Here is a 15,159-nt window from a genome sequence, read left to right as displayed (position 1 = left end):
TTACTATTTTACCAGCTTGCTTTCTTCACGCCGGGAATTTGTCCTTTATAGGCAAGTTCACGGAAGCAAATACGGCAAAGTTTGAATTTACGATATACTGAATGTGGACGTCCACAACGTTCACAACGAGTGTACTCTTGTACTGCAAATTTTGCTGGACGCTTGTTTTTAGCGATCATTGATTTTTTAGCCACGTAGTTCGCCTCCTTAAATTATTTTTGGAATGGCATTCCAAGTTGAGTTAATAACTCACGACCTTCTTCGTCAGTGTTAGCAGTTGTAACAATAACAATGTCCATTCCTCGAACTTTATCTACTAAATCGTAGTCAACTTCAGGGAAGATTAATTGTTCTTTAACACCTAAAGTGTAGTTTCCACGACCGTCAAATGATTTGTTGCTGATACCATGGAAGTCACGTACACGAGGTAAAGAGACAGATACTAATTTATCTAAAAATTCGTACATTCTTTCGCCACGTAATGTTACTTTACAGCCAATAGGCATACCTTCACGTAAACGGAAACCAGCGATTGATTTCTTAGCTTTTGTGATAATTGGTTTTTGTCCTGAGATTAAAGCTAGTTCTTCAACAGCTTTATCTAGGTTTTTACTATTTGAAACAGCATCACCAACACCCATGTTAATAACGATTTTATCAACTTTTGGTGTTTGCATTACTGAAGTGTAGTTAAATTTTTCCATTAATGAAGGTGTTACTTCACTAATATACTTTGTTTTTAAGCGGTTCATTCAGATTTGTCCTCCTTCCTCACGACTTATTTATCTAAAACTTCGCCAGTTTTCTTAGAAATACGTACTTTTTTACCATCTACCTCTTTATATCCTACACGTGTTGGTTCACCGTTTGACGGATCAATCACCATTACATTAGAAACGTGAATAGATGCTTCCATTTCGATAATTCCTCCTTGAGGAGCAGCCGCGCTAGGTTTTTGGTGTTTTTTCATAACGTTAACACCTTCAACGATGACGCGATCTTTCTTAGGAAATGCTTGGAGTACGATTCCCTCTTTGTTTTTATCTTTACCTGAGATTACTTTTACTTTATCGCCTTTTTTAACGAACATCTTGTTTCGCACCTCCTTTAAACATAGGTTTATATTATAATACTTCTGGTGCTAGTGAGACAATCTTCATGAAGTTGCTGTCGCGTAATTCACGAGCAACTGGTCCAAAGATACGAGTTCCACGTGGACTCTTATCATCACGAATAATCACACATGCATTTTCATCAAATTTGATATATGAACCGTCAGGACGACGAGCTCCAGATTTAGTACGAACGATAACGGCTTTCACCACTTCGCCTTTTTTGACAACCCCACCTGGTGTTGCTTGTTTAACCGTACAAGTTACGATATCACCAATGTTAGCTGTTTTACGGCCTGAACCACCTAGTACTTTGATCGTTAATACTTCACGAGCACCTGAGTTGTCAGCCACTTTCATACGACTTTCTTGTTGGATCACTTGAGTATCCTCCTTTCAAACTTTCAGTCTCTTATAGGAAAATTCGAATTAAATAATTACTGCTTCTTCAACAACTTCTACTAAACGGAAGCGTTTCTTCGCAGACAATGGACGAGTTTCCATAATTTTAACGATGTCTCCCATTTTTGCAACGTTGTTTTCATCATGTGCGTAATATTTTTTAGAATATTTAACACGTTTACCATAAATTTTATGAGTTTTTCTAGTTTCTACGACAACAACGATAGTTTTATCCATTTTGTCTGAAACCACACGTCCAGTATAAACTTTACGTTCATTTCTTTCTTGAGTCATCTAGTAATGGCCTCCTTCCACTATTACTTAGCAGCTTCTTCACGCAAAACTGTTTTAATGCGTGCAATCGATTTACGAACTTCAGAAATTCGCGCTGTATTTTCTAATTGACCTGTTGCTAATTGGAATCGTAAGTTGAATAATTCTTCTTTAAATTCTTTTTCTTTAGCGATCATTTCGGTAGTGGTTAATTCTCTGATATCTTTAACCTTCATTCGATTCACCACCCATTTCTTCACGTTTTACAATTTTTGTTTTTACAGGTAATTTGTGAGAAGCAAGTCTTAATGCTTCACGTGCTACATCTTCAGGTACGCCTGCAACTTCAAACATGATTTTTCCACGTTTAACTGGTGCAACCCATCCTTCAGGAGCTCCTTTACCTTTACCCATACGAACACCAATTGCTTTTGATGTATATGATTTATGAGGGAAAATTTTAATCCATACTTTCCCACCACGTTTCATGTAACGAGTCATCGCGATACGAGAAGCTTCGATTTGACGGTTAGTAATCCATGAAGATTCAACAGCTTGTAAGCCGTATTCACCAAATGCTACTTCTTTTCCACCTTTAGCTTCACCACGCATTTTACCTCTAAATTCACGACGGTATTTTACACGTTTAGGTACTAACATGACTATTTCCCTCCTTTCTCAGTGTTTTTCTTTTCTGGAAGAATTTCTCCACGGCAAATCCACACTTTAACTCCTAGTTTTCCGTATGTTGTGTCTGCTTCTTCCCAAGCATAATCGATGTCTGCTCTTAAAGTATGTAAAGGAACAGTTCCTTCAGAATAACCTTCAGAACGAGCCATATCTGCACCATTTAAACGACCAGAAACTTGAGTTTTGATCCCTTGAGCTCCTGCTCTCATAGTACGTTGGATAGCTTGTTTTTGTGCACGACGGAATGCTACACGGTTTTCTAATTGACGTGCAATTCCTTCACCCACTAATTTAGCATCTAAATCTGGTTTTTTGATTTCAACGATGTTGATGTGAACTCTTTTACCAGTTAATTTGTTTAATTCTTTTCTTAAAGCTTCAACTTCAGATCCACCTTTACCAATAACCATACCTGGTTTAGCAGTGTGAATAGAAACATTTACGCGGTTAGCCGCACGTTCGATATCAATGGTAGATACAGAAGCGTCAGCCAATCTAGTCGCAATGTACTTACGAATTTTTAAATCTTCATGTAGGTATTCTGCATACTCTTTTTCTGCATACCATTTTGCGTTCCAGTCACGAATAACTCCGACACGCATTCCAATTGGATGTACTTTTTGACCCACTGGTTGTCCCTCCTTATCTTTCTGATACTACTACTGTAATATGACTTGTACGTTTGTTGATTGGTGATGCAGAACCTTTCGCACGTGGACGGAAACGTTTCATCGTTGGTCCTTCGTTAATAAAAGCTTCTGATACTACTAAATCTTCAACGTCTAAGTCAAAGTTGTTTTCTGCATTTGCAATTGCTGACATTAATACTTTTTCAATAACGCCTGCCGCTTTGTTTGGTGAGAATTTCAAGATAGAAATTGCTTCCCCAACACTCTTACCTCTAATTAAGTCAATCACTAATCTTGATTTACGAGGTGAAACGCGAACTGTTTTAGCAGTTGCTTTTGCTGAAGTAATTCTTTCTGACATGTTCGTTGCCTCCCTCAATTAGCGTTTAGTTTTCTTATCGTCAGCTGCATGTCCGCGATAAGTTCTTGTTGGTGCAAATTCACCTAATTTATGTCCTACCATATCCTCTTGGATGTAAACAGGTACATGTTTTCTTCCGTCATATACTGCGATAGTATATCCGATAAAGTTAGGGAAAATTGTTGAGCGTCTAGACCAAGTTTTGATCACTTTTTTCTTTGGTAGATCTTTTTGAGCTTCCACTTTTTTCATTAAGTGGTCGTCGACAAAAGGTCCTTTTTTCAAGCTACGACCCATGGTGAGCCTCCTCTCAAGATTTGGAACTCTTGAATCAAGAGTTTAATTTTATTTATTTTTACGACGACGAACAATAAGTTTGTCTGATTTAGCTTTTTTGCTACGAGTTTTGTATCCAAGAGTTGGTTTACCCCATGGAGACATTGGTGATGGACGTCCGATTGGAGCTTTACCTTCACCACCACCGTGTGGGTGATCGTTAGGGTTCATTACGCTACCACGTACTGTTGGACGTTTACCCATCCAACGGCTACGGCCGGCTTTACCAATATTGATTAATTCGTGTTGCTCGTTACCAACAGTACCAACTGTTGCACGACAAGTTCCTAAAATCATACGAACTTCTCCAGAGTTTAAACGAACTAAAGTATATTTACCTTCATTACCAAGTACTTGAGCACTTGTACCAGCAGAACGGATTAATTGTCCACCTTTACCAGGTTTTAACTCGATGTTATGAACAACTGTACCAACTGGAATGTTGTTTAATGGTAATGCATTACCAATTTTGATATCTGCGTTTTCGCCTGACTCAATACGGTCACCAACTTTAAGTCCTTTTGGTGCTAAGATGTAAGCTTTAACTCCATCTGTATAATGAATCAATGCAATGTTAGCAGATCTATTTGGATCATATTCAACTGTTTTAACAGTTCCGACCACATTGTCTTTGTTACGTTTGAAATCGATCAAACGGTATTGGCGTTTGTGTCCACCAGCTTGATGACGTACAGTAATTTTACCTTGGTTGTTACGTCCAGCGTTTTTCTTTAATGGTTGTAATAATGATTTTTCTGGAGTAGATGTTGTGATTTCAGCAAAATCTGAACCAGTCATATTACGACGACCATTTGTGGTAGGTTTGTACTTTTTAATCGCCACGTGATTCCCTCCTACTTTAGTTAATGCTTTAATTATTCAGCATCAAAAATTTGAATTTCTTTTGAGTCTTGTGTTAATTTAACGATTGCTTTACGACGTTTGTTAGTATATCCACCGTATTTACCCATTCTTTTGAACTTAGGTTTTACGTTCATGATATTTACTTTTTCAACTTTAACGCCAAAAGCTGCTTCTACAGCTTGCTTAACTAATGTTTTGTTAGCTCTAGTATCCACTTCAAAAGTGTATTTTTTTTCATCCATTGCTGTTACAGATGCTTCTGTAATAACTGGACGTTTGATTACATCAGTAAATTCCATTATGCAAGTACCTCCTCTACGTGAGTCAGAGCTGCTTTAGTAATCAACATTTTATCAGCTGCTACTACATCAAGAACACTTACGTTATTTGATTCAACGATTGAAACGTTTGGTAAGTTACGTCCTGATAAAGCTGCAAAATCATTGCCACTTTCTAAAACAACTAATACTTTTGTGTCTACACTCAAGTTAGCTAAAACTTGTTTGAATTCTTTTGTTTTTGGTGCATCAAATGATAAACCTTCAACAACAACTAATTTGTTCTCGATAACTTTTTCAGATAAAACTGATTTGATTGCTAAACGACGAACTTTTTTAGGTAATTTGTAGCTGTATGAACGTGGTGTTGGTCCAAATACAACTCCACCTCCACGCCATTGTGGTGAGCGGATTGATCCTTGACGTGCACGACCAGTTCCTTTTTGACGCCATGGTTTACGTCCACCACCGCGAACAGCACTACGATTTTTAACAGCATGTGTTCCTTGTCTTAATGAAGCACGTTGCATGATAATTGCATCGTAGACTACATTTTCGTTAGGCTCAATACCAAAAATTGCTTCATTTAAAGTAATTTCGCCATTTTGAGTTCCATCTTGTTTAAATAATGCTACAGATGTCATTCTTTAGTTCCTCCTCTCCCACGATTATTTAGCAGCTTTAACTGCTGTTTTAATTTCGATTAATGATTTTTTAGCTCCAGGTACATTACCTTTAACTAAGATTACATTTTTATCTGCATCAACTCTTACGATTTCTAAGTTTTGAATCGTTACACGATCGCCACCCATACGTCCTGCAAGTTTTTTACCTTTAAATACACGGGCTGGATAAGATGCAGCACCCATTGACCCAGGACGACGATGGAAACGAGAACCGTGAGTCATTGGCCCACGAGATTGGTTATGGCGTTTGATAACACCTTGGAAACCTTTCCCTTTCGTTGTACCTGTAACATCAACAACGTCTCCTGCTTGGAAGACATCAACCTTGATTTCTTGTCCTACTTCGTATTCTCCAAGCTCTACATTATTGAATTCTTTAATGAAGCGCTTAGGAGCAGTATTTGCTTTTGCAACATGACCTTTAGCAGGTTTGTTTGATAAAACTTCACGTTTATCATCAAATCCAACTTGAACAGCTTCATAGCCATCAGTTTCAACTGTTTTTACTTGTAAAACAACGTTTGGTGTTGCTTCGATAACAGTAACTGGTACTAATTCACCATTTTCAGTAAAGACTTGTGTCATACCTACTTTTTTTCCTAAGATTCCTTTAGTCATGAGTACACCTCCATGATTTTATTATAATTTGATTTCGATGTTCACACCACTTGGTAAGTCAAGCTTCATTAAAGCATCAACTGTTTTTGGTGTTGGGCTCACGATGTCGATAAGACGTTTGTGAGTACGCATTTCGAATTGTTCGCGTGAATCTTTGTATTTATGAGTAGCGCGGATAACTGTATAAACTGAACGGTCTGTTGGTAATGGGATTGGACCCGATACTTCAGCACCTGTTCTTTTTGCTGTTTCTACAATTTTCTCTGCAGATTGATCTAATACACGGTGTTCATACGCTTTTAATCTGATACGAATTTTTTGTTTTGCCATTATGTTCCCTCCTTCGCCTATTTTGTTTAGTAGACATAGCTCCACGAAAATCTCCAACTCACCACCATGGCAAAGCTCCCTGGTGTGTCGCAACCTCTCGCTTCAAAGCCCGGTATTTCTCTTCGAGATACCATCATACTTTTTTATCAGCACTTTAAAGAGTATACTAAAAAAAAAGCTTGGTGACAAGCTTTTTTTACAGTTTTTTTTATTCTTTTAATAAGCAATTCCCATATTGGTTAAAGCTGTCTCAATTTGAGTGATTTTTTCACTTAATTCAGTCTTTTTAGAACTACTTGGAAGGTTGTCTACCGCTAACTTAGCCGATTTATAATCATCTAGAGTAAAGTTAGATCCTACTTGGCCATCTACAATGATAACACTAATTAAATTTTCAGCATTAGTGACTGCGGTAGAATCTGCTTCAGTAAGATTAGAATCTTCCTCTGAGTTTTTTGTTTTTGTTTTTGATTCTTCTGTTTTGGATGTTTTACCTTTTTCTTCTATATCATTATTAGTTTCTTCTAGTTTAATAGAAGAAGTTGTTTTAACCGTTTGAATTTCTAAATTCTTTTTCCTCTTACCGTCATAGATAGTCCCTGCGGTAATCGATCCTACTGCAAATAGAATAGATAAAAGTAACCAAAAAATTTTTCCACTTTTGTTCATTAGTATAACTCCTTGATAAATTATTAGATACTTAATGTTACCCTATAAGATTAGTTTACACAACAAAAAAAGGTTGAAAACATTAGTTTTCAACCTTACGTCCGGACACATGTAGCTTTTAATTTATCTTAATTTAATATAATTATCCTAAGATACTTGTTACAACGCCAGAACCAACTGTACGTCCACCTTCACGAATTGAGAAACGAGTTCCTTCTTCGATAGCGATTGGGTGAATTAATTCAACTTCCATAGCAACATTGTCACCAGGCATTACCATTTCAGTACCTTCTGGTAATTGACAAACACCAGTTACATCAGTAGTACGGAAATAGAATTGTGGGCGGTAGTTAGTGAAGAATGGAGTATGACGTCCACCTTCTTCTTTAGATAAAACATAAACTTCTGCTGTAAATTTTGTATGTGGAGTAATTGTTCCAGGAGCTGCTAATACTTGTCCACGTTGGATATCTTCACGAGCTACCCCACGTAATAAAGCACCAATGTTGTCTCCTGCTTCTGCGTAATCTAATAATTTACGGAACATTTCAACACCTGTTACAGTTGTTTTAGAAGTTTCTTCAGCAATACCTACTAATTCAACTTCATCACCAACACGAACTTGTCCACGTTCAACACGTCCTGTAGCAACAGTTCCACGTCCAGTGATTGAGAATACGTCCTCAACTGGCATCATGAACGGTTTGTCAGTTTGACGTTCTGGAGTTGGGATGTAAGCATCAACTTCAGCCATTAATTCCATGATTTTTTCTTCGTAAGCTTCTTCACCTTCTAAAGCTTTAAGTGCTGAACCAGCAACAACAGGAGTGTCATCACCAGGGAAATCGTATTCTGATAATAAGTCACGAACTTCCATTTCAACTAATTCTAATAATTCTTCGTCGTCAACCATATCCATTTTGTTTAAGAAAACAACGATGTATGGAACACCAACGTTACGAGATAAAAGAATGTGCTCGCGAGTTTGTGGCATTGGACCATCAGCTGCAGATACTACTAAGATAGCGCCGTCCATTTGAGCAGCACCAGTGATCATGTTTTTAACGTAGTCCGCGTGTCCTGGGCAGTCCACGTGAGCGTAGTGACGAGTTTCAGTTTCATATTCGATATGAGAAGTGTTGATTGTGATTCCACGTTCTTTTTCTTCTGGAGCGTTATCGATTTCAGCGTAGTTACGAGCTTCTCCACCTAATTTTTTAGCTAAAACAGTTGCAATAGCTGCTGATAAAGTAGTTTTACCGTGGTCAACGTGTCCGATTGTTCCGATGTTTACATGGGATTTCGAGCGGTCAAATTTTTCTTTTGCCATTTTGAATAATTCCTCCTAAAATATAAAAGTTAATTTTATTTTTATAATATATTGAAGAAGGAATAAAATCAATATTTATTCCTTCAACTATTCATTTTACATGAAAACTAAGCAAATGCCTAGCGAATTCTATTCAGCGTTTCCACCATTTTTCTTAATGATTTCTTCTTGAATAGATTTTGGTACGTCTTCATAGTGGTCAAATACCATCATAAATGTACCACGTCCTTGAGTTGCAGAACGTAATGTAGTTGCGTATCCAAACATTTCAGCAAGTGGAACCATCGCGTTAACGATTTGTGAGTTACCATGTGCTTCCATACCTTCAACACGTCCACGACGACTTGTTACGTGTCCCATAATGTCCCCTAAGTATTCTTCAGGAACTGTTACAGTAACTTTCATCATAGGTTCTAAGATTGCAGGTTGTGCTTTCTTAGCTGCGGCACGTAATGCCATAGATGCTGCCACACGGAATGCTGTCTCGTTCGAGTCAACATCATGGTATGAACCATCATAAAGTTTAGCTTTAATATCTACTAAAGGATATCCAGCAAGTACACCATTGTTCATAGAGTCTGCTAATCCTTTTTCAACTGCAGGGATGTATTCACGAGGAACCACACCACCAACGATTGCGTTTTCGAATTCAAAGCCTTTTCCTTCTTCGTTAGGAGTAAATTCAACCCATACGTGACCGTATTGTCCTTTACCACCTGATTGACGTACGAACTTACCTTCAGCTTGAGTAAGTGGAGCTCTAAATGTTTCACGGTAAGAAACTTGAGGAGCACCAACGTTAGCTTCAACTCTGAATTCACGTCTCATACGGTCTACTAAAACGTCTAAGTGTAACTCACCCATACCAGAGATAACAGTTTCTCCAGTTTCAACGTTTGTTTCAACTCGGAATGAAGGATCTTCTTCAGCAAGTTTTTGTAAAGCAACACCCATTTTATCTTGGTCAGCTTTAGATTTAGGCTCAACAGCTACTTGAATAACTGGTTCTGGGAACTCAATTGATTCTAAGATAACTGGTGCATCCATATCACATAAAGTATCCCCAGTAGTTGTATCTTTAAGACCAACTGCTGCTGCAATATCACCTGAATAAACTGTATTAATTTCTTCACGGCTGTTTGCATGCATTTGTAGGATACGTCCGATACGCTCTTTTTTACCTTTAGAAGCATTCAATACGTATGAACCACTTTCTAAAGTACCAGAGTATACACGGAAGAATGTTAAACGACCTACGAATGGGTCAGTCATAACTTTAAATGCTAATGATGAGAATGGAGCGGAATCGTCTGAAGGACGTACTGTTTCTTCATCAGTTTTAGTATCAATACCTTTGATAGCCTCAACATCAGTTGGAGCTGGTAAGTAATCTAAAACAGCGTCAAGCATTAACTGAACACCTTTGTTTTTAAACGCTGATCCAGCCATTACTGGGAAGAATTCAACGTTGATTGTAGCGCGACGAATACCTGCTTTTAATTCTTCGATAGAGATTTCTTCTCCGTCTAAGTATTTCATCATTAAGTCTTCATCAGTTTCAGCTACTGCCTCCACTAATTTTTCACGCCATTCAATAGCTTGTTCCATATACTCTTCAGGGATTTCTTCCTCGCGGATGTCTGTTCCTAAGTCGTTAGTATAGATTTCAGCTTTCATTGTAATTAAATCAATGATTCCAGTGAAGTTATCTTCTGAACCGATTGGCAATTGGATTGGATGAGCGTTAGCTTGTAAGCGGTCATGCAATGTTTTTACTGAGTATAAGAAATCAGCACCAATTTTATCCATTTTATTACAGAATACAACACGTGGAACTTTATAATCAGTTGCTTGGCGCCAAACTGTTTCTGTTTGAGGCTCAACACCAGATTGTGAGTCAAGTACTGTAACCGCACCGTCTAATACACGTAGAGAACGTTGTACTTCAATTGTGAAGTCCACGTGTCCAGGAGTATCGATGATGTTTACACGGTAACCTTTCCACTGTGCAGTTGTAGCTGCAGAAGTGATTGTGATACCACGTTCTTGCTCTTGTTCCATCCAGTCCATTTGTGAAGCTCCTTCGTGAGTTTCACCAAGTTTATGGATTTTACCAGTGTAATACAAGATACGCTCTGTTGTTGTTGTTTTTCCAGCATCAACGTGAGCCATGATCCCAATATTACGAGTGTTTTCTAATGAAAATTCTCTTGCCATCTTAAAATATTTCTCCTCTCTTATTGTAATTATTCGTTGTATAGACACTTAAATAATAATTAAAGTTTTTAATTACTATAAAGAGGATTTTACCAACGATAGTGAGCGAATGCTCTGTTGGCTTCAGCCATTTTATGTACATCTTCACGTTTCTTAACAGAAGCGCCAGAATTGTTAGCTGCATCCATGATTTCTTTAGCTAAACGTTGATCCATAGTGTGCTCTCCACGTAAACGTGCATAGTTAACTAACCAACGTAAGCCTAAAGTTGAACGACGCTCTGGGCGAACTTCAACTGGTACTTGATAGTTAGAACCACCAACACGGCGAGCTTTAACTTCAAGAACAGGCATAATGTTTTCCATTGCTTGTTCGAAAACTTCTAATGGATCATTCCCTGTAGATTCTTTAATAATATCAAATGCATCATAAATAATGCTTGAAGCAACACCACGCTTACCATCAATCATTACGCGGTTGATTAAACGAGTAACTAATTTAGAATTATAAATCGGATCTGGTAAAACTTCACGTTTTGTAACAGGACCTTTTCGAGGCATGTGTAACTCCTCCTTCCAAGAATTTTTAATTTTTTAAATAGATTTATTTTTTAGGTTTTTTAGTTCCGTATTTAGAACGGCTTTGTTTACGATCTGTAACACCAGCTGTATCTAAAGCTCCACGAACGATGTGATAACGTACCCCAGGTAAATCTTTCACACGTCCACCACGGATTAAAACAACACTATGCTCTTGCAAGTTATGTCCAATACCAGGAATGTAAGCTGTCACTTCAATTAAGTTTGACAAACGAACACGGGCATATTTACGTAACGCCGAGTTAGGTTTTTTAGGTGTCATCGTACCAACACGTGTACAAACTCCACGTTTTTGAGGAGAGTTCACATCTGTTTGAGATTTTTTAAAGCTGTTGTAACTTTTTCCTAAAGCTGGAGATCCAGATTTAGTCATTTTTGATTTACGAGACTTACGTACCAATTGATTAATAGTAGGCATGATAGTTCCTCCTTCCTTATTGCTTTCTATAGACCCACACATCCAGGTGGTTCTTTTTAAAAGTTAAAAAAATTAATGCAAGATTTCCTGCATCACACTGTGCTTTTTTCAGTCAGCACGTCTCAAGAGACCCGTCTGAAGCACCTTTGTAACTATATCACACGCAAACAAAATTAGTCAATACTTTTTCTAAAAAAATAATGTTCATGCTTTCTTTTTTTATCAATTAATCTTACAATTACTGTATTGAATAAATAAAATCTGGGAGGATATGCATGAACTTAAAGCAAATGGTTGGTATTGAATCAGCAAAATACGTTAAAGACGGTATGACAGTAGGTCTAGGGACAGGATCCACTGCCTACTTTATGGTAGAAGAAATTGGACGTCGTATTAAAGAAGAAGGCTTAACTATTACAGGAGTCACTACCTCTAAAGCCACTGAAAAACAAGCTCTGGGATTAGGCATTCCATTAAAAAGCATTGATGAAGTTGATTATGTAGATATAACAATCGACGGTGCTGATGAAATTTCTAATGATTTCCAAGGCACTAAAGGTGGCGGAGCTGCTCTTTTATTTGAAAAAATTGTTGCTACAAATTCAAAAGAAAATATTTGGATTGTAGATGAGTCTAAAATGGTAACTCACTTAGGAGCTTTTCCCCTCCCCGTTGAAGTTATTCCTTATGGTAGTGAACAAATCTTCAAAAAAATGAAAGAAAACAACTTAAATCCAAGTTTTAGATTAACCGAAACTGGAAAAAAGTTATTAACAGATAGCAATAATTATATTATTGACCTTCATTTAGAAAAAATCGAAGCGCCAAAAGAATTAGCTACTTGGCTGGATACGCAAGTTGGAGTTGTGGAGCATGGTTTATTCCTAGATATTACAAATCGTGTTATTATTGGTACAAGTGAGGGAGTCAAAACAATCGAAGTCAATCGTTAATAAAGAGAGGATGATAGCAATGAAACAATTAGTATTTGTGCGTCACGGATTAAGCGAATGGAATGCTCTTAACTTGTTCACAGGTTGGGAAGATGTTGATTTAAGCGAAAAAGGTGTTGCCGAAGCTAAGGAAGCCGGTAAAAAAATTAAAGAGGCTAACATTAACTTTGACATTGCCTATACATCATATTTAAAACGAGCAATTAAAACATGCCACTTTGTTTTAGAAGAGTCAGATCAGTTATGGATTCAAGAAATTAAATCTTGGCGTTTAAACGAACGGCACTACGGAGCTCTTCAAGGACTTAACAAACAAGAAACAGCAGATAAATATGGAGCTGACCAAGTTCAACTTTGGCGTCGTTCTTATGACACACTGCCACCACTATTAGAAGAAGATGATCCTAAATCAGCAGTAAATGATCCTAAATATGCGGCACTTGATAAACGAGTTGTACCTGGTGGAGAAAACTTAAAAGTTACTCTAAAACGAGTTGTTCCGTTTTGGGATGACAATATTGCCCCAGCCTTAAAAGATAATAAAACAATTTTAGTAGCAGCTCACGGAAACTCACTACGAGCTTTAGCAAAACATATTGAAAATATTTCAGATGAAGATATTATGGGACTAGAAATTCCAACTGGACAACCACTTGTCTATGAATTAAATGATGATTTATCATTTAATAAAAAATATTACCTATAAGACAAAAAGAGAACAACGTCATTATAAAATGTACCCTATGTCAAGGACATAATAAAAAAGAGTTTGTCTGTCATCAAGATGATTTCCTAAAGAGGAAGTCATCTTTTTATGTGCTTAACGATTCATAGTAGTTCTGCGGCGTCATTCTGTTTAGTGTCCACTGACCACGGTAAAGGGTACATTTTATTAGGCGTGTTCTCTTTTTTTATTTAATAACCAACCGAAAATGAAGCCAACTACAGCAAAAACTATCCAAGACATCCCAATATTAAATAAAGGTAGATAGTCTGTAGCAAAATTTAGCAGTACTTTAATCAAGCTAGTATCCTTAATATGCGAAGGTAAGCTATTTAATCCATCAAAAACACTTACAATCATCGTGAAATACGTTGTAAAACGATAGACTTCAGGTTTATCTTTAATAATTGGATCTAGAATACCTAAAATAATCAAGGTCATCGCAAGAGGATAGATAAACATTAGGATTGGAATTGATAATGCAATAATTTGATTTAAACCAACATTTGCAATCACACCTGCTATAGAAATACATCCGATAGTAAAAACTTGATACGAAATATTCGGATACAACTCACTAAAAGTTCTCCCAAAAGCAGTAGCTAAACCGATCGCTGTTTTTAAACACGCAACAATTACAATAACTGCCAGTATCACGCTACCAATTGGACCTAAATAATAATCAGCGACTTGTGCTAAAGTAATACCGCCATTTTTATTTAAAGAAAAAGTACCCAATGACATTGCACCTAAAAATGCTAGTAACGTGTAAATAATTCCCATTAAAACAATACCAACAAAACCTGATTTCATCGTTTCTTTAGCTATCAACTTAGATTCTTTAATTTCAAAATTTTGAATGTTCTCGATAATTAACATCCCAAAAGCTAATGCAGCTAAAGCATCCAGCGTATTATAACCATCTTGGAATCCTTTGAAAAATGCTCCTTGCACATAAGAATCCTGAGGTAAGCTACCAGTTAAATCACCTAAAGGATTTAAAAAGGAAAGCAATAAAATAAAAAATAAAAGTATTAAAAATAATGGCGTTAAAAATTTACCAATATAATCTAAAATCCTACTAGGTTTTCTAGAAAAGTACCAAACACATAAAAAGAAAATAATACTAAACAATAATAAAAATAAGTTTTGATATTCATTTTTTATAAATGGAGACAAACCGATTTCAAAAGAAGTACTTGCTAAGCGAGGCATAGCAAACATCGGTCCAATAATCAGATATAAAATCGTTGTAAACCATAACCCGTATTTCTTTCCTACTTTACTTGCCAATGAATATAAATCCGAGCTTCTAGATAAGCCAAATGAAATTAATCCTAAAAAAGGTAAGCCAATCCCTGTTACTAAAAAACCTAAATTTGCTTGAAAAACATTACTCCCAGCTTCTTGACCAATTTGGATAGGAAAAATTAAGTTTCCTGCTCCAAAAAACAAACCGAATATTAACGAACCAATGAACAATCTCTCTTTTCTTGAAAGTTTTTCTTTCATTTACTTGTCTCCTTCCATTTTTTATAAAAAAAAAGCTTAGAATATATATTCTAAGCTTAACTATAATGACCCGTACGGGACTCGAACCCGTGTTACCGCCGTGAAAGGGCGGTGTCTTAACCGCTTGACCAACGGGCCAGTTTTAGAAAAATACTACT

General features: G+C 36.8%; 23 protein-coding genes and 1 tRNA gene. 2 read left to right on the top strand and 22 right to left on the bottom strand.

Going from position 1 to position 15,159, the window contains the following annotated elements; all coding sequences use genetic code 11:
• Positions 1-8 precede the first annotated feature (8 nt).
• The 20 genes from DFR54_RS03700 to rpsL all read right to left on the bottom strand — a co-directional run bounded on the left by DFR54_RS03700 (position 9) and on the right by rpsL (position 11,812).
• A complete protein-coding gene (locus DFR54_RS03700; protein ID WP_077275924.1) occupies positions 9-194 on the bottom strand; it encodes a type Z 30S ribosomal protein S14 in 186 nt (61 codons plus the stop codon).
• Between the two features lie 18 nt (positions 195-212).
• Positions 213-752: a 50S ribosomal protein L5 gene (gene rplE / locus DFR54_RS03695; protein WP_086340796.1), complete on the bottom strand. Its 540-nt coding sequence runs from the start codon at positions 750-752 to the stop codon at positions 213-215.
• A 26-nt stretch (positions 753-778) separates the two neighbouring features.
• Entirely contained in the window at positions 779-1,090 is a 312-nt protein-coding gene (rplX, locus tag DFR54_RS03690) for a 50S ribosomal protein L24 (RefSeq protein ID WP_086340795.1), read from the bottom strand.
• Positions 1,091-1,124: 34 nt separating this feature from the next.
• Positions 1,125-1,493: a 50S ribosomal protein L14 gene (gene rplN, locus DFR54_RS03685; protein WP_086340794.1), complete on the bottom strand. Its 369-nt coding sequence runs from the start codon at positions 1,491-1,493 to the stop codon at positions 1,125-1,127.
• A gap of 48 nt (positions 1,494-1,541) precedes the next feature.
• Complete coding sequence (rpsQ, locus tag DFR54_RS03680) at positions 1,542-1,808, bottom strand: 30S ribosomal protein S17 (RefSeq protein WP_086340793.1); 267 nt, start codon at positions 1,806-1,808, stop codon at positions 1,542-1,544.
• A gap of 23 nt (positions 1,809-1,831) precedes the next feature.
• Positions 1,832-2,023 carry a 50S ribosomal protein L29 gene (gene rpmC, locus DFR54_RS03675; RefSeq protein WP_086340792.1) on the bottom strand — a complete coding sequence of 64 codons (192 nt, stop codon included), beginning with the start codon at positions 2,021-2,023 and terminating at the stop codon, positions 1,832-1,834.
• Positions 2,013-2,447 carry a 50S ribosomal protein L16 gene (gene rplP, locus DFR54_RS03670; RefSeq protein WP_086340791.1) on the bottom strand — a complete coding sequence of 145 codons (435 nt, stop codon included), beginning with the start codon at positions 2,445-2,447 and terminating at the stop codon, positions 2,013-2,015. Before rplP ends, rpmC begins: the two co-directional genes overlap by 11 nt.
• A gap of 2 nt (positions 2,448-2,449) precedes the next feature.
• Positions 2,450-3,106, bottom strand: a complete 657-nt coding sequence (gene rpsC / locus DFR54_RS03665; protein ID WP_086340790.1) for a 30S ribosomal protein S3 — start codon at positions 3,104-3,106, stop codon at positions 2,450-2,452.
• Between the two features lie 13 nt (positions 3,107-3,119).
• Complete coding sequence (gene rplV / locus DFR54_RS03660) at positions 3,120-3,467, bottom strand: 50S ribosomal protein L22 (protein WP_086340789.1); 348 nt, start codon at positions 3,465-3,467, stop codon at positions 3,120-3,122.
• A gap of 18 nt (positions 3,468-3,485) precedes the next feature.
• Positions 3,486-3,764 (bottom strand): 30S ribosomal protein S19, encoded by a 279-nt coding sequence (gene rpsS / locus DFR54_RS03655; protein WP_086340788.1) that lies wholly within the window; start codon positions 3,762-3,764, stop codon positions 3,486-3,488.
• Positions 3,765-3,812: 48 nt separating this feature from the next.
• Complete coding sequence (rplB, locus tag DFR54_RS03650; protein WP_086340787.1) at positions 3,813-4,646, bottom strand: 50S ribosomal protein L2; 834 nt, start codon at positions 4,644-4,646, stop codon at positions 3,813-3,815.
• A 32-nt stretch (positions 4,647-4,678) separates the two neighbouring features.
• Positions 4,679-4,966 carry a 50S ribosomal protein L23 gene (gene rplW, locus DFR54_RS03645; protein WP_114288971.1) on the bottom strand — a complete coding sequence of 96 codons (288 nt, stop codon included), beginning with the start codon at positions 4,964-4,966 and terminating at the stop codon, positions 4,679-4,681.
• Entirely contained in the window at positions 4,966-5,589 is a 624-nt protein-coding gene (gene rplD, locus DFR54_RS03640; protein WP_086340785.1) for a 50S ribosomal protein L4, read from the bottom strand. Before rplD ends, rplW begins: the two co-directional genes overlap by 1 nt.
• A gap of 24 nt (positions 5,590-5,613) precedes the next feature.
• Positions 5,614-6,249: a 50S ribosomal protein L3 gene (gene rplC / locus DFR54_RS03635; RefSeq protein WP_086340784.1), complete on the bottom strand. Its 636-nt coding sequence runs from the start codon at positions 6,247-6,249 to the stop codon at positions 5,614-5,616.
• 21 nt (positions 6,250-6,270) lie between these two features.
• Complete coding sequence (gene rpsJ, locus DFR54_RS03630) at positions 6,271-6,579, bottom strand: 30S ribosomal protein S10 (RefSeq protein WP_071457767.1); 309 nt, start codon at positions 6,577-6,579, stop codon at positions 6,271-6,273.
• A 216-nt stretch (positions 6,580-6,795) separates the two neighbouring features.
• Positions 6,796-7,248 carry a hypothetical protein gene (locus DFR54_RS03625; protein WP_114288970.1) on the bottom strand — a complete coding sequence of 151 codons (453 nt, stop codon included), beginning with the start codon at positions 7,246-7,248 and terminating at the stop codon, positions 6,796-6,798.
• A 142-nt stretch (positions 7,249-7,390) separates the two neighbouring features.
• Positions 7,391-8,578 (bottom strand): elongation factor Tu, encoded by a 1,188-nt coding sequence (tuf, locus tag DFR54_RS03620; protein ID WP_114288969.1) that lies wholly within the window; start codon positions 8,576-8,578, stop codon positions 7,391-7,393.
• A gap of 129 nt (positions 8,579-8,707) precedes the next feature.
• Positions 8,708-10,795: an elongation factor G gene (gene fusA, locus DFR54_RS03615; RefSeq protein ID WP_114288968.1), complete on the bottom strand. Its 2,088-nt coding sequence runs from the start codon at positions 10,793-10,795 to the stop codon at positions 8,708-8,710.
• Between the two features lie 89 nt (positions 10,796-10,884).
• Complete coding sequence (rpsG, locus tag DFR54_RS03610) at positions 10,885-11,355, bottom strand: 30S ribosomal protein S7 (protein ID WP_086340779.1); 471 nt, start codon at positions 11,353-11,355, stop codon at positions 10,885-10,887.
• Between the two features lie 43 nt (positions 11,356-11,398).
• Complete coding sequence (gene rpsL, locus DFR54_RS03605) at positions 11,399-11,812, bottom strand: 30S ribosomal protein S12 (RefSeq protein WP_086340778.1); 414 nt, start codon at positions 11,810-11,812, stop codon at positions 11,399-11,401.
• A gap of 275 nt (positions 11,813-12,087) precedes the next feature.
• Here rpsL and rpiA point away from each other — a divergent pair, with 275 nt between their 5' ends.
• Positions 12,088-12,765 (top strand): ribose-5-phosphate isomerase RpiA, encoded by a 678-nt coding sequence (rpiA, locus tag DFR54_RS03600; protein WP_114288967.1) that lies wholly within the window; start codon positions 12,088-12,090, stop codon positions 12,763-12,765.
• Between the two features lie 19 nt (positions 12,766-12,784).
• Positions 12,785-13,471 carry a 2,3-diphosphoglycerate-dependent phosphoglycerate mutase gene (gene gpmA / locus DFR54_RS03595; RefSeq protein ID WP_114288966.1) on the top strand — a complete coding sequence of 229 codons (687 nt, stop codon included), beginning with the start codon at positions 12,785-12,787 and terminating at the stop codon, positions 13,469-13,471.
• 186 nt (positions 13,472-13,657) lie between these two features.
• On the opposite strand, the gene brnQ is transcribed toward gpmA, so the two are convergent.
• Together brnQ and DFR54_RS03585 are read right to left on the bottom strand one after the other, a co-directional pair.
• On the bottom strand, positions 13,658-15,001 hold the full coding sequence (gene brnQ / locus DFR54_RS03590) for a branched-chain amino acid transport system II carrier protein (protein WP_114288965.1): 1,344 nt from the start codon (positions 14,999-15,001) through the stop codon (positions 13,658-13,660).
• Positions 15,002-15,067: 66 nt separating this feature from the next.
• Positions 15,068-15,139 (bottom strand) — tRNA-Glu (locus tag DFR54_RS03585).
• Between the last annotated feature and the right edge of the window lie 20 nt (positions 15,140-15,159).

The sequence above is a fragment of the Vagococcus fluvialis genome (assembly GCF_003337315.1).
In the GTDB taxonomy this organism is placed as follows: domain Bacteria; phylum Bacillota; class Bacilli; order Lactobacillales; family Vagococcaceae; genus Vagococcus; species Vagococcus fluvialis.
This window is presented reverse-complemented; position numbering and strand designations above follow the sequence as displayed.